Origin of the sequence: Alcaligenes faecalis (assembly GCF_009497775.1) — a bacterium.
In the GTDB taxonomy this organism is placed as follows: Bacteria; Pseudomonadota; Gammaproteobacteria; order Burkholderiales; family Burkholderiaceae_B; genus Alcaligenes; species Alcaligenes faecalis_D.
In genome coordinates this window covers 1,056,779-1,081,867 of the sequence record NZ_CP031012.1, presented here as the reverse complement: position 1 = coordinate 1,081,867, position 25,089 = coordinate 1,056,779, and the positions used below count along the sequence as shown (strand labels likewise).

The following is a 25,089-nucleotide window of genomic DNA, read 5'->3' as shown; positions in this document are numbered from 1 at the left end:
TTTTTAAAGCCTAGGCAACCGCCCCCTTGATGCGCGGTTTACCTGCACTATTCAGTCCCAGGCTGATCTATCCCCATGGCAGAAATCCACATCGATCACGTAGTGAAACGCTACGGCAGCAATACCATCATCAATGAACTGAGCCTGCAAATCCGGCACGGCGAGTTCTTCACTTTATTAGGGCCCAGCGGCTGTGGCAAAACGACTTTGCTGCGCATGATTGCCGGTTTCATCATCCCCGATGAAGGCCGCCTGTTTCTGGACAAGGAAGACATTACCTACCTGCCCGCGCACAAGCGCGAGACCGGCATGGTGTTCCAGGACTACGCACTGTTCCCCGATAAAACCGTGTTTGACAATGTGGCTTACGGCTTGCGGGTACGCAAAGTCAGCAGCAGCGAGATCAAGAAGAAAGTCGCCTACATCCTGGACCGCGTGGAACTGGGTGGCATGGGCGAGCGTTACCCGGCCGAACTGTCCGGCGGCCAGCGCCAGCGTGTGGCCCTGGCCCGCGCCCTGGTCATTGAACCCCGTGTTCTGCTGATGGACGAGCCCTTGTCCAACCTGGATGCCAAGCTGCGTATTCAAATGCGCCAGGTCATCCGCGAATTGCAGCAGGAATCCAACATTACGGCTATTTTCGTGACGCATGACCAGGAAGAAGCCCTGTCCATGTCGGATCGCATTGCCTTGCTGCGCCAGGGCCGTATCGACCAGCTCGATACCCCCGAAGCCATGTACTCCACCCCACGCACGGCCTATGCTGCCGACTTTATTGGCGCGGCCAACCTGATCGACACCCTGGGCGTGCATGGGGAAGCGGATCACACCACCGTCAGCATTGCCGGTGGACACATTATGGTGAACAGCCCCGCACCTGCTGGTCAGGTGCTGCTGGCCGTGCGCCCTGAAAACATCACCCTGCATACCGAAGCCCAGGCTGGCAGCATTCCTGCCCACGTTGTGGCTCGCCAGTATCTGGGAACCAAAACGGCCTACAGCCTGAAGCTGAGCGACGGCAAGCAGATTATTGCCGACGTGGCCGCTGCCCAGGACCCGCATCTGTCTGCAGGTGCTTCGGTGAACCTGAGCTTTAGCCCTGAATGTCGTCTGGTCGAGGCGTAAGACCCATGGCTATTGCTGCAAGACCCCTGGCCCTTCGTTCTCCCTGGTTCCTGCCCGCCCTGGTTTGTCTGGTGGTGCTGGTGTTCTGGGTCGTCTGGCCACTCGCCTCCCTGTTCTATCAAAGCGTGATCGACCCGGCAACGGGCATGCCCAGCCTGCACGGCTTTGAAACCTTCTTTAACGACCCGCGCTATGTTGAAGCCTTCTTCAACACCATCAAGCTGGGTCTGATCTCCACCATCGGCACCTTGCTGCTGGGCGCTCCACTGGCCTATGTGGTGGCCCGCTACGACTTCCCCGGCAAGGCCATTGTGGCGATCCTGCCTTTGACCACCATTGTGCTGCCGGACATCATCGTCTCGCAGGCCTGGCTGATGTTGCTGGGCAATAACGGTGTGGTGCGTCTGGCGCTGGAGAGCGTTGGCATTGATCTGCCCAGCTTCTACGGCTGGTTCGGCATGTCCTATGTGCTGATCCTGAACGATTACACCTACGTGTATATCGGTATGCTGGCTGCGCTCAAGGCCATTGACGGCACGCTGGAAGAAGCCGCCGTGAACCTGGGTGCCAGCAACTTCAAGCGTGCGCTTAGCGTGACCTTCCCGGTGCTGATGCCTGCGCTGCTGGTCAACGCCATGATTGTGTTCACGCTGGCCGTGGACAACTTCTCCATCCCGATGATTCTGGGTGGTCAGGTTGATGTGCTGTCTTCGCTGACCTACACCACCTTCCTGTCCGAGATGAGCGGCAACCCCACCATGCAAGGTGTGCTGGCCGTGGTGTCCGTAATTCTGGTCGGTGCAGTGCTGTTCATCCAGAAACGGGTACTGGAGCGCAAGACCTTCCAGATGCAGCAAGGCCGCGCCCCGCGCCCGGTTCGTGCTCAAGGCCTGGCCGGTATCCTGCTAACGGTTGGCGCAGTGCTGTTTGTGACCTTCTCACTGATCCCGGCCTTCATCGTGCTGATTGGTGCTTTCACCAAAGCCAGCGGCCCGGTCATGCAATACGGCACCTTCACCCTGGACAATATGGAGCGTGCCCTGCGCTACGCTCCCGAGCCCATCCTGAACTCGCTGATGCTGGCCAGTGTCGCCACCATTGCAGGCACCTGCTTTGCCACGATCTGCAGTTACCTGATCGTAAAAAAGCGCCTGTTCGTAGTGACCGCGCTGGACTATATGGTGATGCTGCCTTTGGCCATTTCCGGCACCGTGCTGGGTATTGCCCTGATCCAGACCTACAACAGCGGCATGCTGGTGCTGACCGGCACCTGGGTGATCATGGCGGGCGCGTACTTTGTGCGTAAAGTGCCCTTCTCCATTCGCTCGGCCTCGGCCTCGCTCTACAACATTCCCGACTCTATTGAAGAGGCCTCCATCAATCTGGGTGTCAGTCCCTTCCAGAGTTTCTTCAAAGTGGTTCTGCCCTTGATGAAGCCCGCCATTCTGGGCGCGGCCATCCTGATGTGGGTCACTTCGCTGGCTGAAATTTCCGCCACTATCGTGCTGTATTACGGTGGTATGGAGACCATGCCCATCCAGATGTTCCGTCAGATCGACGCCGGCTTTCTGGCCCGCGCTTCGGCTTACGGGGTGATCCTGATGGTCGTGATTCTGGTGCCGATTTATCTGGCTATCCGTTTTCTCAAGCTGGATCTGTTTTCCAGCCGCTAATCTAAAAAGGCTCACTATGCTGACTACACGTTTTCTGAAAACTGGTCTGGCACTCTCCCTCAGTGTCGGCGCCATGTCCCTGTCCGGTGCCGCCATGGCTGCCAATGCCGTGATGTACACGCCCAACAATGTGCAAACTATTGATACGGCGCTGGAAATCGCTCGCAAGACCGCTTCTGACCTGTCCATTCAACAAGTGACCTCGGGCGCTGGCGCCTTGATGAAGCGTATCGAAGCCGAAGCAAAAAACCCGCTGGGCGATGTGGTATGGGGCACTGGCTACGGCACCATGGCTGCTTTCCAGCAGAACTTCGAAGCCTACGAATCGCCCGAAAACAAGGCCATTCCTGAAGCCTTCCACGGCAAGGACAGCCTGTGGACCAGCTCCAACGCCCACGTCATGGTCATCATGGCCAACGACCGCCAGTTGAAAGGCCAGGCCGCTCCCAAGACCTGGGCTGACCTGTTCGATCCTCAGTGGAAAGGCAAGGTCATTATTGGTGACCCAGCCTCATCGGGCAGTGCTTACGACCAGGTTTATGGCATCTACCAACTGTACGGCGCTGAAGGCCTGCAAAAGCTGGCTGCCAACGTGATCGTGTCCAAGAGCTCGGGCCAGGTTTACAAGAGCGTAGCGAACGGCGAGTACCCCTTGGGTGTGACCATGGAATACGCGGCCTACGCGTACGTGGCCGGTGGTCAGAAAGGTATTGAGCTGATCTACCCTGAAGACGGTACCTTCATCGCTCCCGAAGGCGTGGCCGTGATCAAGAACCCCAAGAACGGTCAGGAAGCGGCCCGCAAGCTGGTCGACGTTCTGCTGTCCAAAGAAGTCCAGGAAGCCGAACTGGTGGAAAACTTCCGCCGTCCTACTCGCAGCGACATCAATGTGGCCGAGCTGACCAAGTTGCCTAACCTGGATCAGATCAAGATCGCCAACATCGATCCTTTGAAGGCAGCTGCCGAGTACGAAACGGTCATCGAAGCCTGGAAACAGGCTTTGGCTGCGGCTGGCAAATAAGCCGGAGACATTCAGAGCCCAATAGCGAGGCGTGGTGGACCTGCTCCACCCGCCTGCTGATAGGCACTGAATCGAAAAACCCCTTGATGCTGGATTCTCATCCGGCTTTCAAGGGGTTTTTTATTTCCCCATGACTCCAGCAGCAAATTGCGCTGGCTGAACAAGCGCGAACGGAAATCAGGGCATCAGCCCCCCGCTGGACACCGTAACGCGGATCGCCTTGAGATTATCCGGCGCGACGCGAATGATGCCTTTACCCGGCACATCAATCTCCGCGATCATGAACAGGGCCAGCGCCGTCACTGCCGGAATGACAAATATCAGGGTATTGCGGCCACCTTTGCCGCGAATGTTGTAGCCGATCAGGAAGTTGGAACACAGGCCGAAGATGATCAGAATGGTCCACGCCGCGCCAGGAATCTGGTGCCGCCAACTGGCCATGGTTTTCTGCTGCGCAATGTACAAATCATTGCAGGCATTCAGCACCGTGACAATGATGGGGTCGGGATTGGCCTTGGCGATCCGGCTAATCAAAGTCCACATGCTGGTTTGCATGCGAATGGACTCCATGCGGATTTCCGCACGCTGGTCCTCATCTGCGGTTTCAAAAAACTGGCTTCGCAGGTTCAGGTAATCCATCAGTATGCTCTTTGCCTGCTCCTGATGGCTTTCCTGCAGCAGCGTGGTGCGCTGAAACGCGTTCCCCACGGCAATGGCCTCGTTCTCTTCGGCTGCCACGCGCGTGTTATAGCCGCTAATCGCGAACGACAGGATAAAGCCGATCAACAAACCGAAAAGGGACAAAGTTGCGCCCAGCACGATCTTGAGTTCATCCTCGGTCGCGGCATCACGCTTGAATTTCCGCCCCCAGGAGAATTTCCCCAAAAACGCGGCCAGGCTCAGGCTGATAAAGATGCAAATCAGCAGCAGCCATGAATATGAATCAATGGCATAGAGGAAATTTTCCATGAAGGATCTTCAAAATGGTGATGCAGTCGATGTCAAGGATTTGATCCCCACACGCGGGGGGGGTATTCAAGGTCAAGGATGGGGGTTTCAGAAAAAGAACAACAGCCGAGCTTGTCCAGCAGGAACAGCACTGATGTCCACACCATCACACCGGCGACAATGCGCGGCTACGCTTTGTCGTTCCGGGGGGAAGCCAGTGGGCAGGACAGACGACAAGTCGGCGTGCTGTTGGCAAAGCGCCCCCTCGGAAAGCAACCAGTATGGAGACAGGCTGACCTGCCTTACTTATCCACCGGATAAATCTGATCTTCACGCAAACGCGGGCGGTCTGCGTCCACTTCTGTCAAAGGCTCCACGCGCTGCATCGTTGCCAGGGAACGCTGGGCCAGACGCTGGTACATGCGCGTACCGAAGAATTTGCCATCAATGGCTTTCTGATCCAGCTCCTTGACCACCGTAGCCGGAGAACCCGCCACCAGGCTGCGGGGCGGCACCTGCATGCCTTTTTTCACAAAGGCCATGGCACCAATAATGCTGTCCGCACCGATGTCCGCCGCGTCCATGACGACGGCATTCATGCCCACCAGCACGTTGCGGCCAATGACGCAGCCGTGCAGCACCGCGCCGTGCCCGACGTGGCCGTCTTCATGCACCACCGTGTCCTGATAAGGCGTGCCATGAATGACACAGGTGTCCTGAATATTGGAGCCTGCCTTCATGATGATGCGTCCGAAGTCCCCTCGCAAACTGGCCAGAGGGCCGATATACACGCCCTCGCCAATAATGACGTCACCAATCAGTACAGCGGTAGGATGAACATAGGCCGTGGGATGAACCACCGGCACCAGCCCATCAATAGAATAAATATTTTGCATACCTGCCTCGTACAAAAAGCCTGCACCCACAGCCGGCCCCAGGTCCGGCCAAAAATACGATCATAGCTGCTACAGACCGATATAATGCGCCGTACTCTTTCTTTTTGCATCCTATGAGCATGTTGTATTACTGGCTGGCCTTTTCCTTGGGCATGGTGTTTTACGCCGCCTACTTGTCGCAGTCCTTTTTGCTGTCGCAAGGCATCATCTACATGAAGGAAAAAGATCAATCGCCGCCCCTGCTCTGGCTGTTCACCCGCCTGATCGGCTTTATCCTGCGCGCCATTCCCGGCCTGCTGATGCGTCCCATCCCCCTGATTCTGTGGGTCGTGGGCCTGGGGCTGACGGTGCAATACAGCTTCGCGCTTTAAGCCGGGCAAGCCACACTTCTCTCGTTCACTACCCGGACGCCCGGATCAGGGTGAGGTCTTCCTGACCCCATGCTTGCGACTCCCAGTCAAGCATTTTGCGCCTGTCAGTCAATTCAGCGCCGCCCCCCCCCTCCTACACTGACGCAAACCAAGATGGCCGGGCTCGGTAAGCAGCGCGGTCTAGCGATCAGGATCGCGGATACCGCGACAAGGAGGATGTATGCAGACAAGGAAAATCGTCCGGGCAGCCGCCGTACAGGCCGCCTCTCCCAACTACGATCTGGCAGCGGGTGTTGATAAAACCATTGAGCTGGCGCGTCAGGCACGCGATGAAGGCTGCGACCTGATCGTGTTTGGTGAAACCTGGTTGCCCGGCTATCCCTTCCACGTCTGGCTGGGCGCACCGGCCTGGTCGCTGAAATACAGCGCCCGCTACTATGCCAACTCGCTCTCGCTGGACAGTGCAGAGTTTCAGCGCATTGCACAGGCTGCACGTAGCCTGGGTATTTTTATCGCGTTGGGTTATAGCGAGCGCAGCGGGGGCAGCCTGTATCTGGGCCAATGCCTGATCGACGACAAGGGCGAGATGCTGTGGTCACGTCGCAAACTCAAACCCACGCATGTAGAGCGCACCGTATTTGGTGAAGGTTATGCCCGTGACCTGATTGTGTCCGACACCGAACTGGGCCGCGTCGGCGCGCTGTGCTGCTGGGAACATCTGTCACCCTTGAGCAAGTACGCACTGTATTCCCAGCACGAGGCCATTCACATTGCCGCCTGGCCGTCTTTTTCGCTGTACAGCGAGCAGGCCCATGCGCTCAGCGCCAAGGTGAACATGGCCGCCTCGCAAATCTATTCGGTTGAAGGCCAGTGCTTTACCATCGCCGCCAGCAGTGTCGTCACCCAGGAGACGCTGGACATGCTGGAAGTGGGGGAACACAACGCCTCTTTGCTGAAAGTAGGCGGTGGCAGTTCCATGATTTTTGCACCGGACGGACGCACCCTGGCTCCCTACCTGCCGCACGATGCTGAAGGGCTGATCATTGCCGATCTGAACATGGAAGAAATTGCCTTCGCCAAGGCGATCAACGACCCTGTGGGCCACTACTCCAAACCCGAGGCCACCCGTCTGGTGCTGGACCTGGGGCACCGTGAACCCATGACTCGGGTGCACTCCAAAAGCGTGATAAAGGAAGACGCTCCCGAGCCTCGCGTGCAAAGTACGGCTGCGCCCGTCACCATCAGCCAGACTCAGGACTCGGACACGCTGCTGGTACAAGAGCCGTCCTGATCCCCGAAGATGACAAGACCCGGGCAGTCTGTCCGGGCCTTGATTCCTGCTGCATCCCCGATCCCGCATCCGCCTCGTCCTGGTCGGAAATTATCGTCGCCTGTCACTCTTTCTGGTCTGGCTCAAACCAGAGATCTTGCCTGATACTTAGTCAGTCCAGTTGATCGCAGTCCCTGCCGTCAGCCTTTGGATCCAAGACGGAGAGGTCATCAATGGAGCAATGGTCCACCACGGCAATTCCCGCTACCCGGCGCGCGCCCTACTGGATGGAAGCGGTCAACAAAGCCTATGTACAGCTGGAATGCGCCGTTCCCTCCCGCTCCAGCGCCCCTTTTTTCGGGGCCATTACGCGCCGCGAACTGGCGGCGGTCAGCCTCTCTCATATCACCTCGACCACACAGACCGTGTTGCGCACGCCGCTGCAGATCTCCAGAGCATCCGAGGATATTTTTCTGCTCAGCATTCAAGTGGCCGGAGCGGGGCAACTGGTTCAGGATGACAAGACCGCCCACCTGAAACCCGGCGATCTGGCCCTGTACGACTCCACCCGCCCCTATCAGCTTTTGTTTGACCATGACTTTGAGCAGTATGTGCTGTCCTTGCCCGGCTCCATCTTGCGCAAGCGTTTGCGCAATGCCGAGGACATGACGGCCTGCAAAATCACCAGCGCCCAATCCGGCACGGCTCGCCTGCTCTCCTATATGGTGAGCGAGCTGATGGATTGCCCGCCCTCCGGCGGCCCTATTGTGGATATGTCGCTGGCCGACAGCCTGGTCGGCGTTCTGGTCGCAGCGTTGGCCGAGAACCTGGGCAGCCTGTCCTTGAAGGACGATACGACGTCCTTGCGGCGCGACCGTATCAAAGCCTATGTGCTGGAGAATCTGCGCGACCCGGAGCTGAATATAGGCAAGATTGCCAAGCGCCTGAGTCTGACGGCCAGCACCGTGCATCGCGCCTGGGAGGGCGAAGCCGATTCACTGACAAACTGGATTTGGTCCATGCGCCTGAAAGGTGCTGAACAGGATTTGCGCCGTCTGGCCCATCACCACAAGACCATCACGGAGATTGCTTACCACTGGGGGTTTAGCAGCTCTGCCCATTTCAGCCGGGCATTTCGGCAGCACTTTGGTGTACCGCCCAAAGAGGCCCGCGAGAATATACGGGCCCTGGTTCAAACTGACTCGATGCCTATCTGATCAGGCAATGGCCTTGCCGTCATTCAAAGCCAGCAGGCCCTTGATCAGACGGTACAGAATCCACACGCTGACAATAACGATGGTCACAAAACCAACCAGAATCGCCATCAACAAGAAAGACAGCGCCACGCCAACCAAACCCCACCAGAAGGTACGGATTTGCCACTCAAAGTGCGACTCCAGATAGGTGCCGCGCACTTCATCGCGCTTGATGTAGTTGATGATGATGGCGACCAGTGCAGTGATGCCGCCAAACATGGACAAGATGTACAGCGCGTAATTGATAAGTGTCAGATTACGCAGACTGACCAACTGGTTTGTACCCCCGCCTTGTGGGACCGGGTTCATTTCCTCATTCATCCGTGACTCCTTGGAAAAACAAACGGTAGCGTTACGTGTGCCATAACGCTACCGAAGAAAACCTGTTCAGGTCAGTGACTGCCAGAAGATTAACGCAGTCCAATAAATGGCATGGCGGAACCGGGAACCAGACTTTCTGGCAACTTGCCGTCCCATTTCTCCACCGCATTCAAGTTGACCAGATTGGTGTTCTGGGCCAATGCCTGGGCCTTGGCAGAAATGGCCTTGGCTTCGGCGTCACCACGCAGGCGAATACCGTCGGCTTCGGCCATGTAACGTTCGCGCTGGGCGCGGGCTTCGGCTTCAGCCTGAACCACCTTGATTTCAGCTTGAATGGAAGCGGTTTCTTTTTGCTGGCGGGTGGTTTCAATCTGAACCTGGGCCAACATGCGGTTTTCAATCGACTGCTCGTAAGCTTTGGAGAAAGACACTTCCTCAACCTGCACGCCCATCATTTGCAAAGGAGCAGACTCCAGGGTCACGCGCATGGCTTCGTTGATGTCAGCACCCAGCTTCTCGCGATTCTGAATGGACTGAGCAGCCGTATACTTGCCGAACACGTTCTTGATCACATCCAGAGCCTTACGCTCCAGCAAACGGGCTTCCAGGGCCTCCAGCGAACCGTACTCAGAGTACAGCTGGGCCACATCCGTTTCAGGCACGCGGTAGGTTACCGACGCCACCATGGAGGCGGACTGCTGGTCATAACTGTACGCTTCAAGCTGCATGCGAACAGTATGATCACGTACCGAGATGGTACGTACCGTATCAAAGAACGGAACCTTGAAATCCAGACCTGGATCAGCCACGCGAACTAGCTTACCGTTACGCAGCACCACGCCACGTTCACCCTGATCAACCTGCAAGAAAGAGCCCATGGAGGCCACAATCAGGATCAGGAAAATAACAACCGCAGCACCAAGGAAACTGACTCCCTTGGAAATACTACGACCACCTTCTGGCGCTGTTTTAGCAGCCAGTTTAGTAAATGGATTTTTATCAGTGCTCATCACGGCTTCCTTTATGTGGCTGACGCGTCTGGTCTTTTAATTGACGACGTTCCACCATCAGTTGCCGTATGCCTTTGGCAATCAGGTAGGCCAGCACAGCGGCCCCCAACAAAATCAAGATGATACGCATGACGCTTCAGTCTTCCCACTAGATTTCAGTCAGAGCGCAATTATCCCCGATTCCCTCTGTCACGCTCAGAAAAGAAGCGTCAAAATATGACAAATGGACAGTATTGCTGGTAACAAATCTTAAACGGACGCCATTGCGGCGTCCGGGAAAACAGAAAAAGCGGCTTGTCTGACTATTCCAGGGACGCCAGGGCGGAGTCCAGTTCGGCCAGATGCGCCTGCACCGGCGGCACATCGCTACGGGTCGCAATCAAGCGCAGGATATGGTTCTTGCTGGTCTGGAAGGTGCGCATCAGTTGCTCCAGCTCGGCCGTGGAATATTGACGGGCGTTATCGCGTAAGGCGGCTTCCAGCGCATCCAGTTGCTCGTAAACCGAGTCCAGATCTTCGCGCTCCTGAATATAGAGACGGGTCAGCCAGATATGGCGTCCCACGGTGTCCCATTGCTCCAGTCCGGCAAAGCCGTACTTCTGCGTCAGGCTGTTCAATTGACGGTAAATGTCCGAACCACGCTCGAGCTGGTCCACCTCCAGCATGGGTGGAAAACCGTCAGGCAGACCGCCATCCCATACCGGCTCGCTACGCTCTACGGTTTGCAGCACCGGCAAGATCTCGCCCAGGCTTTGCACATAACGAGTCACGACCTGGTCATCCAATGCCAGCTCAGTTGACGATGCCAAGAAAGGCAGGCCCATCAAGGCCATGCTACAGATACAGAGGACTCGTTTAATCATCGCTCGCTCTAAAAAACAAGACTAGCCGTCTTGAACGACGTAAAACACATGGGTCAATTGTAAGCACGAGAGTGACCGCTTTTCTTTGCCTGTGCCAAAAACGACACAGCCTTTTCAATCCTCAACAGTCTTGAGTTGAAAAGCCTTGCGCTTTAACAATCCATGTTGTTTGAAACGGAGTAGCCAGGGAGTGTCTGCAGTTTCACTTCGCCGGAGTCGGCCGAAATAAAAAAGTAACAATTATTTTTTTGTTCTTGTGTCTGGAAAGGCGTAATGCCCGTCTTGTTGACGATCTTGATGCGCAAATCAGGGGGCTGTTTGAAGCAGGCCAGACTTCCGTTCTGGCTCGAACGCTAATCGCGCAATACGTCAGACAATAAAAAAAGCCCTTGAAAACAAGGGCTTAATTTAATTCCAGCTGGCGGAGACGGAGGGATTCGAACCCTCGATACGGGTATAAGCCGTATGCTCCCTTAGCAGGGGAGTACCTTCAACCTCTCGGCCACGTCTCCAGCTCTAGGAAAGAAGCTACTATAGCATTTATAAAAAACCAATGCAAATAGCAAAAGGGATTATTTTTCCTGATCCAGCTCGAAAGTCTTGTGCAGAGCACGTACAGCCAATTCCATGTACTTGTCGGCAATGATCACGGAGGTCTTGATCTCGCTGGTGCTGATCATCTGGATGTTGATGCCCTCTTCGGACAAGGCGCGGAACATGGAGCTGGCAATGCCAGCGTGGTTACGCATGCCGATACCGACGATGGACACTTTGCAGACGGCTTCGTCAAACACGATTTCGCCAGCGCCCACGGCAGGACCGACCTGGTTCATCAACAGTTCCTTGGTACGCAGCGCGTCGTTGCGGCTGACGGTAAAGGAAAAGTCTGTTGTGCCTTGAACCGACAGGTTCTGCAAAATCATGTCGACTTCAATGTTGGCCGCTGCGATGGGCCCCAGAATGGAATAGGCCACGCCGGGGGTGTCAGGAACGGCACGCAGGGTGAACTTGGCTTCATCACGGCTGAAGGCGATGCCAGAGACAACGGCAGCTTCCATTTTTTGGTCTTCCTCGAAAGTAATCAGCGTGCCCGAAGACATTTCTTCTTCGAGCGGAATCATGGGGTCGGTCATGGAGGACAAGACGCGCACAGGCACCTTGTACTTGCCAGCAAATTCCACGGACCGGATTTGAAGAACTTTGGAGCCCAAAGAGGCCATTTCCAGCATTTCTTCAAAGGACAGCACTTTCATGCGGCGGGCTTCTGGCACCACGCGCGGGTCAGTTGTGTAGACACCGTCCACATCGGTATAGATCAGGCATTCGCTGGCCTTCATGGCAGCGGCAACGGCCACTGCGGAAGTGTCCGAACCACCACGACCCAGGGTCGTGATATTGCCTTCATCATCCACACCCTGGAAGCCGGTCACAACGACCACACGGCCTGCGTCCAGATCCTGGCGAATGCGGGTGTCATCAATAGAACTAATGCGGGCACGCGTGTAGGCATTGTCGGTCTTGACGGGAACTTGCCAACCGGCGTAGCTGCGGGCGGGAACGCCCTGGGCAGCCAAAGCCATGGCCAACAAAGCGCTACTGGCTTGTTCGCCCGTGGCAGCCAGCATATCCAGCTCACGCGGATCAGGCTGAATGCTCAGTTCTTTGGCCAGGCCCAGCAAACGGTTGGTTTCACCGGACATGGCCGAAGGAACCACCACAACTTGGTGCCCGGCGGCATGCCATTTGGCAACCCGACGCGCCACATTCTGGATGCGCTCGATCGAGCCCATCGACGTGCCGCCATATTTATGTACGATCAGGGACATCTTTTACTCTGCATCAAAGGGCTAAGGTCTGGGATAGACACAAAACCCAACTATTCTAACGACTTTCTGTGCCCCAAGCGCAGGCTCTACCACATACGCACGCAAAAAAACACATACTTTGTCGACTCAACACCATAGCCCACGCTCCTGCCACAGGCCACCCCAAACTACTTACTTGCTTGATCGGCCACGAGGCCTGTTTTCCGGTCGCCTGAACCGGCAGATTCGATCTGCACCCGACCGCGCACACAGCGGATCAGATTAGGTCCATGCTTCCACATCAAATTTCTATCGTGACCCTGGGCGTGCACGCCACGCAGCTGGCGCAGCAACTCCGCCAGACGGGCATGCGTGGGCAAACCAGCGCCCTGCTCCTGCAACCAATAACGGATCACCATGCTTTGCCGGGCCGCCTCCAGGTTGCGCCAGGCGCTCAGACTGAAGCTGCGGCCGGTTTCATCCGGCTCCAGACCCAGCCAGTCCTGGCGGGCCACACTATCCAGAACCTCCTGCGTTTCACGGCTTAGTTGAGCCTGTCTTTGCAAACGGCTCTGCCAACCCGGCCAGCGTGCGTCCAGCACAGGCGTGAGCAAGTCGCGCACCGCGCCACGGGTGTAATCAGGATTGGTATTGGTAGGGTCTTGTACTGCGTGCCAGTCTGTGGCCGCCGCAAAATGTTCACTGGCTTGAAGAATGAGTGCCCTGGGCTGGTCCAGCCAGGGTCGCCAGTAATTCAGATCATCGCGCTGCATATGGGGTGCCATCGCACCCAGGCCGGTTGTGCCCGTACCTCGCAGCAAACGCATCAAAACGGTTTCAGCCTGATCGTCCTGATGATGGGCCAGCAGCACATGCTGCAAGCCAACAAAACGCGCCAGTTCAGCCAGACCTTGATAGCGGGCATCACGCGCGGCAGATTCCATGCCATCAGCGCTGAGACGGCGGGACTGCACCTGGACCCGCAAGCTGTGACAGGGGCGCTGCAAACGCGCAGCCAAATCATGTACATGCGCCTGCCACTGATCGGCAATGGCTTGCAGGCCGTGATGAATATGAAAAAAATGAAGTGTGACTTTGCGGCGGCTGGCCCAAAGATGGGCATGTACCGCCAGCATTGCCGAGTCCGCACCACCACTTAAGGCGACAGCGACGCTATCGCCGCTTTTGAAACTTAGGTGATGGTTAAGCGCCTCCAGCAGCGGGGGTGAGGGGCTAAAGCCCCCCAGCTGACTGGAAGGCAATGGATCAGGCACGAACTTCCTGATAACGACCGTAGGCCAGCAGACGTTCCATACGCTGCGCCAGCAGTTGTTCGGTGCTCAGGCCCGAGACCTGACGCAAGGCGTCGGCCAGGGCACGGCCCAATTGACGCGCCATCATGGTGGGGTCGCGATGTGCGCCACCGATAGGTTCATTGATCACGCGATCAACCAGACCCAGTTCTTTCAGACGGGGAGCGGTAATGGCCAGGGCTTCAGCGGCCACAGGAGCCTTGTCCGCGCTGCGCCACAGAATCGAGGCACAACCTTCGGGCGAGATCACGGCGTAGGTAGAGTATTGCAGCATGGAGACCACGTCACCCACGGCAATCGCTAAAGCACCGCCCGAACCGCCTTCACCAATAATGGTGGAGATGATAGGTACACGCAGTTTGGCCATGGCAAACAGGTTATGACCAATAGCCTCGGACTGGCCGCGCTCTTCCGCACCAATACCGGGGTAGGCTCCGGGGGTGTCCACAAAGGTGAAAACGGGGATACCGAATTTTTCAGCCAGATGCATCAGGCGCAGGGCCTTGCGATAGCCTTCTGGGCGCGGCATGCCGAAGTTGCGACGGGCGCGCTCTTTGGTGTCACGACCTTTCTGGTGACCAATGACCATGCAAGGCGTGCCGTTGAAACGAGCCAGTCCACCCACAATTGCCAGGTCGTCCGCGTACATGCGATCGCCATGCAGCTCGTGAAAGTCCGAGAAGATCTGGTTTACATAGTCCAGCGTGTATGGACGTTGTGGATGGCGAGCAACCAGGGCCGTTTGCCAAGGCGTGAGCTTGGCGTAAATGTTCTTGGCCAGCGTCTGGCTTTTTTGCTGCAGACGGCTGAGTTCCTCTGAAATATCCACAGCGGAATCAGATTGCACATAGCGGAGCTCTTCGATTTTGCCTTCGAGCTCGGCCAAAGGCTGCTCAAATTCCAGGAATGTATTTCGCATGTCGGTTCTTAAGGTTTAGGCCTAATTTAATATCGTACCGCAACTGTGTTCAGACTGCGCCACAGATGCCAGGTAGCCACCGTGCACCACGGTGCCCACGCTTGGGCAACTTCACGCGCCTCGAACCGGGATACCGGCTCGCCGCTGAAATAGTGCTGAGAGATTGCCTTGAGCAGGCCCGCATCATCCAAAGGGAGAACATCGGGTCTGTGCAAGTTGAAAATCAGAAACATATCTGCCGTCCAGCGACCCACGCCACGAATGGCGCACAGGTCCGCAATAACGGCTTCGTCAGACAGGGACTGCCATGCCTGGGGGTCGATTTTACGAGCATCAAAGTGAGTCGCCAAATCAACAATATATTCGGCCTTGCGTTTGGGCAAACCCAAACCATGCAAGGCCTCGTAACCCAGTTCCAGAATCAGTTCGGGCGAGAGCGCCTGACCGCAACCGTCCAGCAGCTTGCGCCACAGCTGGTCGGCCGTACGCGAGGCCAGTTGCTGGCCCACGATGGAACGCACCAAGGTGGTGAAAGCTGGAGCCTGATGTTGCAGCCAGTAGTCGCCATGCTGGGGGATGAGCTTGCGCAAGATACGATCGCGCTTCATCAGCTGGGCGCACGCGTCGTCCCAGTAATCAGGTTTGCCCACCAAACGAACTTGCGGGCCGGATTGAACGCCGCTTAGGCCCTGCGCCATTGTGTTGCTCCACCTGGCCGATCTTCAAGCTCAACGCCCTGCTCTTTAAGCTGCTCACGGATGGCGTCGGCGCGGGCAAAGTCGCGGTTCTGTTTGGCCTGGCCGCGTTCAGCCAGCAGTTCGTCAATCTGGGCGTCGCTCAGGGAGTCGGCACCGGCCACGCTGGCCGCCTGACCAAAGCGTGTGCTGGCGCGCCAGTAGACGGCAGGGTCCACTTGCAAAAGACCAATCACGCCACCCAGAGCGCGCATCAGGCCAGCGGCCTGTGCATCCTTGTCGCGGTTGGCCTGGCCAGCCAGTTCGAACAGAACGGCAATGGCACCAGCAGTATTGAAATCGTCGTTCATGGCTTCGGCAAACGCCAAAGCGGGACCTTGAGTCCAATCAATCTGGACGTCGGCGGCAGGAACGTGTTGCAGGGTCTGGTACAGACGATCCAGAGCCTGCTGGGCATCGCGCAGATTGTCCGGCGCGTAGTTTTGCAGGCTGCGGTAATGGTTGCGCACAATAAAGAAGCGCAGCATTTCAGCTTCACGCGGATTGGCGATGTAGCTGCTTTCTTCGTCGGCCAGACCTTCAGGCGCCACGGTATCGCGGATGCGACGGAAGTTGCCCAGGGACTTGGACATTTTCTCCGAGTCCACCATCAGGGGACCGCAGTGCATCCAGACATTGGCCAGTTGGCCGCCAAAGGCGCCTTCTGTTTGGGCAATTTCGTTTTCGTGGTGGGGGAACTTCAAGTCCGGGCCACCACCGTGAATATCCAGAGGCAGACCCAGCAGTGCCTTGCTCATGGCCGAGCACTCGATGTGCCAGCCTGGACGGCCCAGGCCGTAAGAGGATTCCCATTTGGATTCGGCGGGTTCGTCTTCTTTAGCCGACTTCCACAACACAAAATCCAGAGGGTCGCGCTTGGCCGAGTTCAGGGCAACACGCTCACCGGCGCGCAGATCGTCCAGAGAGCGGCCCGACAGCTTGCCGTAGCCGGGGAACTGACGCACGGCGTAGTTCACATCACCGTCTTCGGACTGATAGGCCAGGCCGTTTTCTTCCAGCTTCGCAATAATGCCCAGCATATCGGGCACGTGCTGCGTGGCGCGCGGCTCCGAATCGGGGCTTTGCACACCCAGGGCTTTTTCGTCGGCATGCATGGCAGCAATATAGAAGTCCGTCACCTGGGACATCAGTTGCTTGCGCTCGACGGCACGGCGGATGATCTTGTCATCAATATCGGTAATGTTGCGCACATAGGAGACGCGGTAGCCGCTTGCTCGCAACCAGCGCTGCACGATGTCAAAGCTGACCAGCATACGAGCGTGTCCCAGGTGACAGAAGTCGTACACCGTCATGCCACAGACGTACATACGTACGTGGCCCGGTTCAACCGGAGAAAACACCTCTTTAGAGCGTGACAACGAGTTATAAATGCGCAACATGGCCTGTAATCGTCATAAAATCGGAACCTTGTGCCAGAACAATTGCCCTTGGCTGAGGTTCCGTATTTCCCGCCCGGCAAGAGGCAAGGTTAGAATGATGGTCAATAAGTATAGCAAGCAGACCTCGTTAAAGGCAGCAATCTACCAACCTTCCTGGTCTTCAAGCCAGATTTTATAGGCGCCCCCTCTGTGTTCAGTACACCTAGACGGACTCGGTTTCTCGCTCCTTGCACCCTGGCCCTTTTGCTGGCCCTGGGTCAAAACGTGAGCGCCCAATCCCTGCCCGATTTGCCCCCACCCAGTGCGCGGGTGAACGATCCCTTGCTGGATATTGCCCCCGAACCTGAACGTGGCTGGAAGGGTCTGGCCCGTGCTCTGGACGTGCTCGCCCCCGGCGTTGATACCGCCCTGCCCCTGAGCGCGGCCGAAGTCAGCCAGCGCATCAGCACCCTGATTGCCCAGGGCCGTCATGCCGACGCCTTGCAGGCCATCGAAAAGCAGTTGGAGCAGCGCAAGGACCGTGGCGAACCCGGTGCCAATGTGCAACTGCTGTTCCTGAAAGCACGCGCCCTGTCGGCCAGTGGTGACCACAATGGCGCCATCAGCCTCTACCAGAACATGACCACCTATTACCCGGAGCTGCCCGAGCCCTGGAATAATCTGGCGGCCGAGTACATTGCGCAAGACAAGCTGGACCTGGCCCTGGAAGCCCTGAAAATGGCTTTGACCGCCGATCCATCCTACGCACTGGCCCGCGCCAACATGGGTGAAGTCCAACTGATGCTGGCCAATGACACCTACCGTCAGGCTGCCGCCAGTGGTGTGCCCAAAGCAGCCCAGCGTGCGCAACAAACTGGCCAAATTCTGCAACAATAAGATTTTTCCTTGACTGGGTTGTCCCTATCTTATGTTTGCAAGCACATTTCAATGGTGTGATCAGGCTCGCAGCTTGCGCACCCTGCTTATTGCTGCCTGTATGGCTATGCCTATGATGAGCAGTCCGGCTATGGCAGCAGATTCTTCCACTTCTTCTGAAGGCACTTCTATGAGCACCTCTCCACGCGTCCAACTGCAGACGAACCAGGGCACCATCCTGATCGAACTGAACGCAGAAAAAGCCCCCAACACCGTGGCCAACTTTGTGGACTACGTGTCCAGCGGTTTTTACGACGGCACCGTGTTTCACCGTGTGATCAACAACTTCATGATCCAGGGCGGCGGCTTTGAGGCCGACATGAAGCAAAAAGCGACCAACGCGCCTGTCAAGAACGAAGCCGACAACGGTTTGAAGAACGACAAGTACACCCTGGCCATGGCTCGCACCTCCGACCCGCACTCGGCTACGGCTCAGTTCTTCATCAACGTGGCTGACAACGACTTCCTGAACTTCACCGCTCCTACCGCCAATGGCTGGGGCTACGCCGTATTTGGCCGCGTGATCGAAGGCATGGACGTGGTCGACAAAATCAAGACCGTGCGCACCGGCAACAAGGGCTTCCACCAAGACGTGCCCGTTGAGGACGTCATTCTGGAAAAAGCCACGCTTGTCGACTAAGCTCACGCTGACGGGCACTATCTGGATTGCCGCGGACCTGCACCTGGGTCCGGACAATCCAGACACCGTCCAGGATTTTCTGCAGTTTCTGCACTCCGCCCAGCATCAAGCTCATGCCTTGATCCTGGGCGGTGATATTTTCAATGCCTGGATTGGTGACGATCAAATTGCCCACCCTGCTCCCTGGCTTGCTCAAGTCAGTGAGGCGCTGCGCACCTTTGCGCAGCAGCACCCGTTATATCTGATGCGCGGCAATCGCGACTTTCTGCTGGGCAAGACCTACGCCCGCCATGTCCACGCCACGCTCCTGCCGGATCAAGTGATCCTGGATACCTCGGCCGGTTTGATTCTGATGTCACACGGCGATGAGTATTGTCTGGACGATCTGGCCTATCAACGCTTTCGCTATTGGGTACGCAAACCCTGGCTGCAAAAACTGTATCTGGCTTGCCCATTGAGCCTGCGCCAGCGCATTGCCGACTCGGCCCGTGCGGGCAGCCAGCGCGGCAAGCAATACAAGTCCAAAGAGATTATGGATGTGCAGCCTGCGGCTATTGTGGCAGCCTGCGAGGCACATCCCGTGCACGCCATGGTGCATGGCCATACCCATAGACCGGCGGTGCATGATATTCCTGGCTTTGAGCCGATGCGCCGTTGGGTACTGCCGGATTGGGATGCCGAATCTGACAACGCCAAACGTGGCGGTTATATCAGCATTCAAGGCTCCGACTTGTGCCTGCATCAATGGGACCAGCCGGACCAGTGCCAGACACTGAAGGCGGGCTGAAGCAATACCCACTTGCGTTCGTGGCTCCTGCTGCAGGTTTTGCGCACTTTGCGCAAATTTCTCCCTTATTTTCAATACATTGCAGTTCATTGCCTCTGTGACGACACACAGCAAGCGGAAACTGGCGCGACCTTGTCACCGATAAACGACAAAGGGTCGTCTTGCTCCAGAACTGAAAAAAGCACATTAAACGCCGACCCAATTTCCGCTGCCATTTGATAAACAGGGAAAAAACACCAGCATCCCCCCAGTAAAAAGAAAAACTTTCCGGAAATAAATATTGTTCAAAAAAACAAAAATAAAAATCCCCGGAGAAATTCCCGACATAAAAATCAACGCTCACCCCCATTTATAAAAACAATAAAGGTTTCATTAAAAAATAAGCTGTATATCATCGATAAAACAGCAACTTATGAAAAACCATTACAAATTATGACAATGGGGGGATAGGATGCGAAAACAATTAGCAACTGTGCCGTTTCTGTTACTCAGCGGCAGCGTGACGGCATTTGCCGCCGATTGCACAGTATCGGGAAATACTGTCAATTGCGGACCGGGGGAAGTCTATGTGCCCGCGAACCACGGCGGCAAGCCATTGCAGGACTACGCCACGGTGACATTTCACCGTACTGCCGCCAATACCCATGGCTACGCCCAGTTCTCCAACCAGATTGTTTTTCAGGACGTGTTCATCACGGTAGAGGGCAGCCAAAGCGATGGTGTCACCGTACGCAACTGGGGGCCACAGGTCGATTTCAATAATCTGAGCATTCGTGCTTCCGGCATCAGCGGGGACGGCATCAACGTAGGGCGCGACAACTCCAATGGACAAGTACGAGTCCATCAAAACGCCACCATCGAATCCGTGCAAGGCATAGGCGTACGGGCGGTTGCCTCGGAACAGGACGACAAAGCGCACATCATCACCTTCAATGGCAACTCCACCATCAAGACTTACGGAAACGGTGGAAATGATGCTGGCCATGCCGTTTTTGCAGGCACCCAATCCAAAGGCTGTGGCCCGTTCGGACTACCGTTTTTTGACTGCAAGGCCAACGGCAGAGCCGAAGTCAATCTACTGGGTGATAGCGACAAGCTGCACACGATAAGCACTGAAGGCGTCGCCGCCCACGGCCTGTATGCCTCCGGAAAAGGCACTATTGTTGCCAACAATATTCAGGTCCAGACCCAGGCCGACAATGCCCACGGGCTGGCGGTCAACCGGATCAATGACCGCTTCTACTACAAATCAAACGACCAGGGCAGCCAGGACTATGCCGGCAATATAGAGTTGCGCGGCAATGTCGCCGTAACCGTCCAAGGAGCCAATGCCTACGCGTTTCATGCAGATAGCGGCTCGGAACTGTCCGGGCAGGACTCGGAAGGCAAGGTCGCCTCGATCCGCTCTTTTGACAGCTCGTTAGGCACAGTTGTCGCTGACAAGGTCTATTTGGTTCAGGGCAATATGCTGGCGACCCGTTCCGGGCTGATTGATCTGCACATGGGCAATGGCAGCCAATTCACTGGCACCAGCGCTATCGACCAAAACGGTGTACTGAATCTGCAACTGGCTGGCCCCAACAGCAGTTGGGCCATGACGGGCGATTCCAGCCTTTCCAGCTTGACTCTGGCCGATGGCGCTCGTTTGCGGCCTCAGAACGCCAACTCCCCTGCCCCCGGCAATCACACGCTGACAGGCACAGTAAACAGTCAAAAAGGGATTATCGATTTAAGCCAGAACGCGCTTGCGGGAGACACCCTGACGATTGATGGCGACTATATCGGGGACCAGGGCCAGATTCTGATCAATAGCGTTTTGCAGGACGACCAATCTGTCACCGATAAATTAATCATCACCGGCAACGCTAGCGGCGAGAGCAGCTTGCGCGTGACCAATCTGGGCGGCACTGGTGCACAGACAGCCCAGGGCATACGTGTGATTGAGGTACAGGGTCAATCCGGTGCCAACTTCACCCTGGAGGGGGACTACCTCCACCAAGGCGAGCAATCCGTGGTCGCGGGAGCCTATGCCTACAAGCTGCGTAAAGGACAAGTGGCCAATGCGGAAGGCGACTGGTTTTTACGCTCCGAACTGAAAGCCATCGACCCCGGACCAGGCCCAGGTCCTGACCCGGATCCAGATCCAGACCCACAGCCTCTCTACAATGCAGGCGCTCCCATCAATGAAGTCTATCCTCAGCTTTTGCTGTCCCTGAATACGCTGCCAACCTTGCAGCAGCGTCTGGGCCAGCGCTACTGGAGCCTGACCGACAGCACATTACAAGGCACAGCCAGTTTCTCCGACGATGCAAGTCCCCGTGCACTGAATGGCACCTGGCTGCGTGTCGAAGGCGAGCACAGCAAGATGAAGCCGCGTCAATCCACCACGGATTCCCGCTACGACATGGATACCTTCAAGCTGCAACTGGGTCTGGACAGAGTCGTCAAAGAAACCGCCTCGGGCCGTTTGCTGGCGGGCGCCAGTTTCTTGTATGGCCATGGCAAGGCAGATGTGTCCTCTCCCCACGGGGACGGCAACATCAAGACCGACGGTTATGGCCTTGCGGCCAGCCTGACCTGGTTTGCTCAGCAAGGTTTTTATGTGGACGGGCAAGCTCAGTACAACTGGTTCGATAGCAAGCTGCATTCCTCTCTGGCTGGCAAGGACCTGGCCAATGGCAAGAACAAAGGCAAGGGCTATGCCTTGTCCCTGGAGGCCGGACAAAAGCTGGCCTTGAGCGAACGCTGGTCTCTGACACCCCAGGCGCAGGTGCAATACAACAAGGTGGATTTTGATGATTTCACCACGCAATGGAGCAGCGGCAACTCCGAGGTCTCCCTGAAAAAGGGCGAGAGTGTCCGAGCCCGTCTGGGTGTGAGCATCGACTTCCAGGACACAGGAGAAAACCGCCAAGGCCAACGCACGCACTCCAACTTTTACGGCATTCTGAATCTGTATAACGAGTTCTCTGGCAAAACCAAGGTACGAGTCAGCGGCACCGACCTGAGCCATCAGCAAGAAAGGCTGTGGGCCAGCCTGGGAGTAGGTGGAGCCTATAGCTGGGACAACAACAAATACGCCATCTATGGGGAAGGCTCGGTGAACTCCAGCGTGAAGCACTTTGGTGATAGCTACGGCTACAAGGGCACGCTAGGTTTCCGATTCAGGTGGTAGAGGGAACAAAACACTTGCTGGTCTGCGGATTGCCTTACAAGTCCCATCAGACACCAGGTTCACGTCCAATAAAAAACCCCAGCATCTTGATGCTGGGGTTTTTCATATAGCGGGACCGCTTTATCGAAGCAATCTTTAGACCATCAGCCAGACAAACAGCACCGCGCCCAGCGCAATGCGATACCAGGCAAAGGGACGATAGGTGCGGCTGGATACAAAACGCAGCACGGCTTTCACCAGGAACAGCGCGCTAAAGAACGCCGCGATAAAGCCCACAATAATTGCGGTGCCTTGATCGGCACTCAAGGATGCACCGTTGCGATACAGATCATAGACCGTGGCGGCCAGCATGGTTGGCATGGCCAGGAAGAAAGAAAACTCCGTGGCGGTCTTGCGCTGAATACCGGCCAGCATGCCACCAATAATCGTCGCCCCCGAACGCGAAGTACCTGGCACCATGGCAATGCACTGGGCAAAACCAACAACCAGAGCCTGCTTCCAGGTGATCTCTTCCAGGGCAAAGGCCGTGGCCTTTTGCGAGGTAGCGGTTTCACCCTGATCCAGCTCGGAGCTGTTCTTCGCGTACTGCGGCTTGCGCTCTACCCACAGCATCAGCAAACCACCCAGCACCAGCGTGAACACAAATACAATCTGGTGATGGAACAAGGCTTTGACGTACTGAATCGTCAAGGCACCGATGACGGCAGCAGGCAAAAACGCGATCAGCAGATTGCGCGTGAACATCATTTCGGTGCGGTCACCGCGCAAGGTACCCATGATCAGCTGAATCAGACGGGCGCGGAAAATCCATACCACGGCCAGAATCGAACCAAACTGAATAACGACCTCGAACACCTTGGCATCGCCGGAGGAAAAATCAATCCAGGAACCCAGGATCAGCAAGTGCGCCGTGCTGGAAACCGGAATAAATTCCGTGATGCCCTCAACAATCCCCAGGAACAGGGCTTTCAACAAATAGAGAGTTTGCTCAGTCATGTTGTGCGAATCAAAGCCAATAAAAATTAAGACGCCAGAAATGGATCGATTTGTTCATCATCATGGGGCACGCGCTCCAGGCTGACCTGGGAAATGCGACGCCCTTCCAGCTCTTCCACCTTGAAGCGATACACCGCATCGCTTTGCTCAAGAACACACACATCGCCCACCTTGGGCAACTGACCAAAACGCGTCAGCAGATAACCGGCCAAGGTGGCATATTCTTCCTCTTCATCCACCAGACCATCCACGCCCAGCATCTGTTCCAGATGATGCAAGTCCGTGGAGCCATCCAATAGCCAATGGTCCTGGGATTCCTGAACAATATCGGGTGTCTCGTCCTCGCTGGGGAAGTCGCCCGCAATCGCCTCGAAAATATCCAAAGGCGTTACCAGCCCTTCAATGGTTCCGAACTCGTCCGTCACCATAACCAGTTGCCCACGGCTTTGCTTGATGGTTTCCATCAGGTCCAGAATCCCGATGGACTCATACACAAAAACCGGCTGACGCAATTGGTCCACACGGATATGACCATGAATCAGCAGGTCTGCCAGTAACTCTTTGCTTCGACCAATGCCAATAACCTCATCGAGCGAGCCGCGACACACGGGCACCATGCTATGGGGTTCATATGTCATTTTTTCGCGCAGGACTTCAGGATCGTCCTGAACATTCACCCAGGTAATCGCATTGCGTGGCGTCATCACCGAATGCACGGTGCGCTCGGACAGGGTCAGCACGCCACTGACCATATTGCGCTCTTCCTGACCGAACACCATTTGTGCTGCCCCACCGGGCAGATCCGGCCCGATTGTCGTTTCACCAGAGGCAGGACGCTTGCCCAACATGCGCAGAACGGCCTCGGCGGTACGCTCACGCATGGGGCGGCCAGCTTGCAAGAGACGCAGCTTGCGGCGCGCCAGCTGGTTGAACATTTCGATCAGGATGGAGAAGGAAATGGCCGCATACAGGTAACCCTTGGGTACATGTACGCCAAAGCCTTCGACCAGCAGGGAAAAACCGATCATCAACAAAAAGCCCAGGCACAGGATCACCACCGTGGGTCGGCTGTTGATGTAAATGGTCAGCGGTTTGGAGGCCACCAGCATGATGCCAATGGCAATAACCACAGCGGCCATCATGATGGGCAAGTGCTCGACCATGCCAACGGCAGTAATCACCGCATCAATGGAGAACACGGCATCCAGCACCACGATCTGCGCCACGATGACCCAGAAACTGGCATACATGCGCGATCCCGAGGCATGGGCACTGCGGTTTTCAATGCGCTCGTGCAGTTCCAGCGTGCCTTTGAACAGCAGAAAGAAGCCGCCCACGATCATGATCAGGTCGCGGCCCGAGAAATCCAGGCCCAGCACCGAGAGCAAAGGATCGGTCAGCTGCACCAGGAAGGACATGACCGTCAGCAGGCCAAGACGCATCAGCAAGGCCAGTGACAGGCCCAGCACACGAGCCCGGTCGCGCTGCGCCGGAGGCAGCTTGTCGACCAAAATTGCAATGAACACCAGGTTATCGATGCCCAGCACAATTTCCAGAACTACCAGTGTGAGTAACCCAACCCAGGCGGTCGGGTCCATCAACCACTCCATCTCAGCTCCTTGGCGCTGTGATTAAAAGAACACCCCGGCAA

At 56.4% G+C, this 25,089-nt stretch carries 23 protein-coding genes and 1 tRNA gene; 10 read left to right on the top strand and 14 right to left on the bottom strand.

All coding sequences use genetic code 11. The annotated features are described in order from the left end of the window. The first annotated feature begins 75 nt into the window (after window positions 1–75). The 3 genes from DUD43_RS04930 to DUD43_RS04920 are packed head-to-tail and all read left to right on the top strand — an operon-like array spanning window position 76 to window position 3,819. A complete protein-coding gene (locus DUD43_RS04930; protein ID WP_153229383.1) occupies window positions 76–1,125 on the top strand; it encodes an ABC transporter ATP-binding protein in 1,050 nt (349 codons plus the stop codon). Between the two features lie 5 nt (window positions 1,126–1,130). Continuing rightward, window positions 1,131–2,798: an ABC transporter permease gene (locus tag DUD43_RS04925; RefSeq protein ID WP_153229382.1), complete on the top strand. Its 1,668-nt coding sequence runs from the start codon at window positions 1,131–1,133 to the stop codon at window positions 2,796–2,798. A 16-nt stretch (window positions 2,799–2,814) separates the two neighbouring features. After that, on the top strand, window positions 2,815–3,819 hold the full coding sequence (locus tag DUD43_RS04920; protein ID WP_153229381.1) for an extracellular solute-binding protein: 1,005 nt from the start codon (window positions 2,815–2,817) through the stop codon (window positions 3,817–3,819). A gap of 177 nt (window positions 3,820–3,996) precedes the next feature. Here the strand turns inward: DUD43_RS04920 and DUD43_RS04915 are convergent, their stop codons facing one another. After that, window positions 3,997–4,788, bottom strand: a complete 792-nt coding sequence (locus DUD43_RS04915; protein ID WP_153229380.1) for a hypothetical protein — start codon at window positions 4,786–4,788, stop codon at window positions 3,997–3,999. Between the two features lie 281 nt (window positions 4,789–5,069). Then, complete coding sequence (locus DUD43_RS04910; protein WP_153229379.1) at window positions 5,070–5,663, bottom strand: phenylacetic acid degradation protein PaaY; 594 nt, start codon at window positions 5,661–5,663, stop codon at window positions 5,070–5,072. 113 nt (window positions 5,664–5,776) lie between these two features. Here DUD43_RS04910 and DUD43_RS04905 point away from each other — a divergent pair, with 113 nt between their 5' ends. The 3 genes from DUD43_RS04905 to DUD43_RS04895 all read left to right on the top strand — a co-directional run bounded on the left by DUD43_RS04905 (window position 5,777) and on the right by DUD43_RS04895 (window position 8,521). After that, a complete protein-coding gene (locus DUD43_RS04905; protein WP_022983531.1) occupies window positions 5,777–6,034 on the top strand; it encodes a hypothetical protein in 258 nt (85 codons plus the stop codon). 220 nt (window positions 6,035–6,254) lie between these two features. Next, window positions 6,255–7,325: a nitrilase gene (locus DUD43_RS04900; protein WP_153229378.1), complete on the top strand. Its 1,071-nt coding sequence runs from the start codon at window positions 6,255–6,257 to the stop codon at window positions 7,323–7,325. A gap of 212 nt (window positions 7,326–7,537) precedes the next feature. Continuing rightward, window positions 7,538–8,521, top strand: a complete 984-nt coding sequence (locus DUD43_RS04895) for a helix-turn-helix domain-containing protein (RefSeq protein WP_153229377.1) — start codon at window positions 7,538–7,540, stop codon at window positions 8,519–8,521. Here the strand turns inward: DUD43_RS04895 and DUD43_RS04890 are convergent, their stop codons facing one another. The 10 genes from DUD43_RS04890 to cysS all read right to left on the bottom strand — a co-directional run bounded on the left by DUD43_RS04890 (window position 8,522) and on the right by cysS (window position 16,925). After that, on the bottom strand, window positions 8,522–8,881 hold the full coding sequence (locus tag DUD43_RS04890; protein WP_153229376.1) for a DUF4870 family protein: 360 nt from the start codon (window positions 8,879–8,881) through the stop codon (window positions 8,522–8,524). A gap of 89 nt (window positions 8,882–8,970) precedes the next feature. Next, on the bottom strand, window positions 8,971–9,891 hold the full coding sequence (locus DUD43_RS04885) for a prohibitin family protein (RefSeq protein WP_153229375.1): 921 nt from the start codon (window positions 9,889–9,891) through the stop codon (window positions 8,971–8,973). After that, window positions 9,881–10,021, bottom strand: a complete 141-nt coding sequence (locus DUD43_RS19095; RefSeq protein ID WP_022983530.1) for a hypothetical protein — start codon at window positions 10,019–10,021, stop codon at window positions 9,881–9,883. The genes DUD43_RS04885 and DUD43_RS19095 overlap by 11 nt, the downstream gene beginning before the upstream one ends. A gap of 172 nt (window positions 10,022–10,193) precedes the next feature. Continuing rightward, window positions 10,194–10,754 (bottom strand): hypothetical protein, encoded by a 561-nt coding sequence (locus tag DUD43_RS04880; RefSeq protein WP_228125895.1) that lies wholly within the window; start codon window positions 10,752–10,754, stop codon window positions 10,194–10,196. A 419-nt stretch (window positions 10,755–11,173) separates the two neighbouring features. Further along, window positions 11,174–11,266 (bottom strand) — tRNA-Ser (locus DUD43_RS04875). A 60-nt stretch (window positions 11,267–11,326) separates the two neighbouring features. Next, window positions 11,327–12,580 carry an aspartate kinase gene (locus tag DUD43_RS04870; protein WP_153229374.1) on the bottom strand — a complete coding sequence of 418 codons (1,254 nt, stop codon included), beginning with the start codon at window positions 12,578–12,580 and terminating at the stop codon, window positions 11,327–11,329. Window positions 12,581–12,747: 167 nt separating this feature from the next. Beyond that, a complete protein-coding gene (gene tilS / locus DUD43_RS04865) occupies window positions 12,748–13,695 on the bottom strand; it encodes a tRNA lysidine(34) synthetase TilS (protein ID WP_416202945.1) in 948 nt (315 codons plus the stop codon). Window positions 13,696–13,825: 130 nt separating this feature from the next. Next, complete coding sequence (locus DUD43_RS04860) at window positions 13,826–14,791, bottom strand: acetyl-CoA carboxylase carboxyltransferase subunit alpha (protein WP_042483971.1); 966 nt, start codon at window positions 14,789–14,791, stop codon at window positions 13,826–13,828. Between the two features lie 26 nt (window positions 14,792–14,817). Beyond that, a complete protein-coding gene (locus DUD43_RS04855; RefSeq protein WP_042483969.1) occupies window positions 14,818–15,489 on the bottom strand; it encodes a DNA-3-methyladenine glycosylase family protein in 672 nt (223 codons plus the stop codon). After that, complete coding sequence (cysS, locus tag DUD43_RS04850) at window positions 15,474–16,925, bottom strand: cysteine--tRNA ligase (protein ID WP_035270889.1); 1,452 nt, start codon at window positions 16,923–16,925, stop codon at window positions 15,474–15,476. Before cysS ends, DUD43_RS04855 begins: the two co-directional genes overlap by 16 nt. Window positions 16,926–17,189: 264 nt before the next feature. Here cysS and DUD43_RS04845 point away from each other — a divergent pair, with 264 nt between their 5' ends. From DUD43_RS04845 to DUD43_RS04830, 4 genes are all read left to right on the top strand, one after another. Next, window positions 17,190–17,801, top strand: a complete 612-nt coding sequence (locus tag DUD43_RS04845) for a tetratricopeptide repeat protein (RefSeq protein ID WP_228125893.1) — start codon at window positions 17,190–17,192, stop codon at window positions 17,799–17,801. Between the two features lie 169 nt (window positions 17,802–17,970). Continuing rightward, on the top strand, window positions 17,971–18,480 hold the full coding sequence (locus DUD43_RS04840; protein ID WP_194273440.1) for a peptidylprolyl isomerase: 510 nt from the start codon (window positions 17,971–17,973) through the stop codon (window positions 18,478–18,480). Then, window positions 18,470–19,267, top strand: coding sequence for a UDP-2,3-diacylglucosamine diphosphatase (locus DUD43_RS04835; RefSeq protein ID WP_153229372.1), 798 nt, complete (start codon window positions 18,470–18,472; stop codon window positions 19,265–19,267). Before DUD43_RS04840 ends, DUD43_RS04835 begins: the two co-directional genes overlap by 11 nt. Window positions 19,268–19,835: 568 nt before the next feature. Next, a complete protein-coding gene (locus DUD43_RS04830) occupies window positions 19,836–22,442 on the top strand; it encodes an autotransporter outer membrane beta-barrel domain-containing protein (RefSeq protein ID WP_194273439.1) in 2,607 nt (868 codons plus the stop codon). A gap of 135 nt (window positions 22,443–22,577) precedes the next feature. On the opposite strand, the gene DUD43_RS04825 is transcribed toward DUD43_RS04830, so the two are convergent. Further along, the gene (locus DUD43_RS04825) at window positions 22,578–23,438 is read right to left on the bottom strand and encodes an undecaprenyl-diphosphate phosphatase (protein WP_153229370.1); all 861 of its coding nucleotides are present in this window, start codon (window positions 23,436–23,438) and stop codon (window positions 22,578–22,580) included. 26 nt (window positions 23,439–23,464) lie between these two features. Next, the gene (locus DUD43_RS04820) at window positions 23,465–25,048 is read right to left on the bottom strand and encodes a TerC family protein (protein WP_153229369.1); all 1,584 of its coding nucleotides are present in this window, start codon (window positions 25,046–25,048) and stop codon (window positions 23,465–23,467) included. Window positions 25,049–25,089 lie beyond the last annotated feature (41 nt).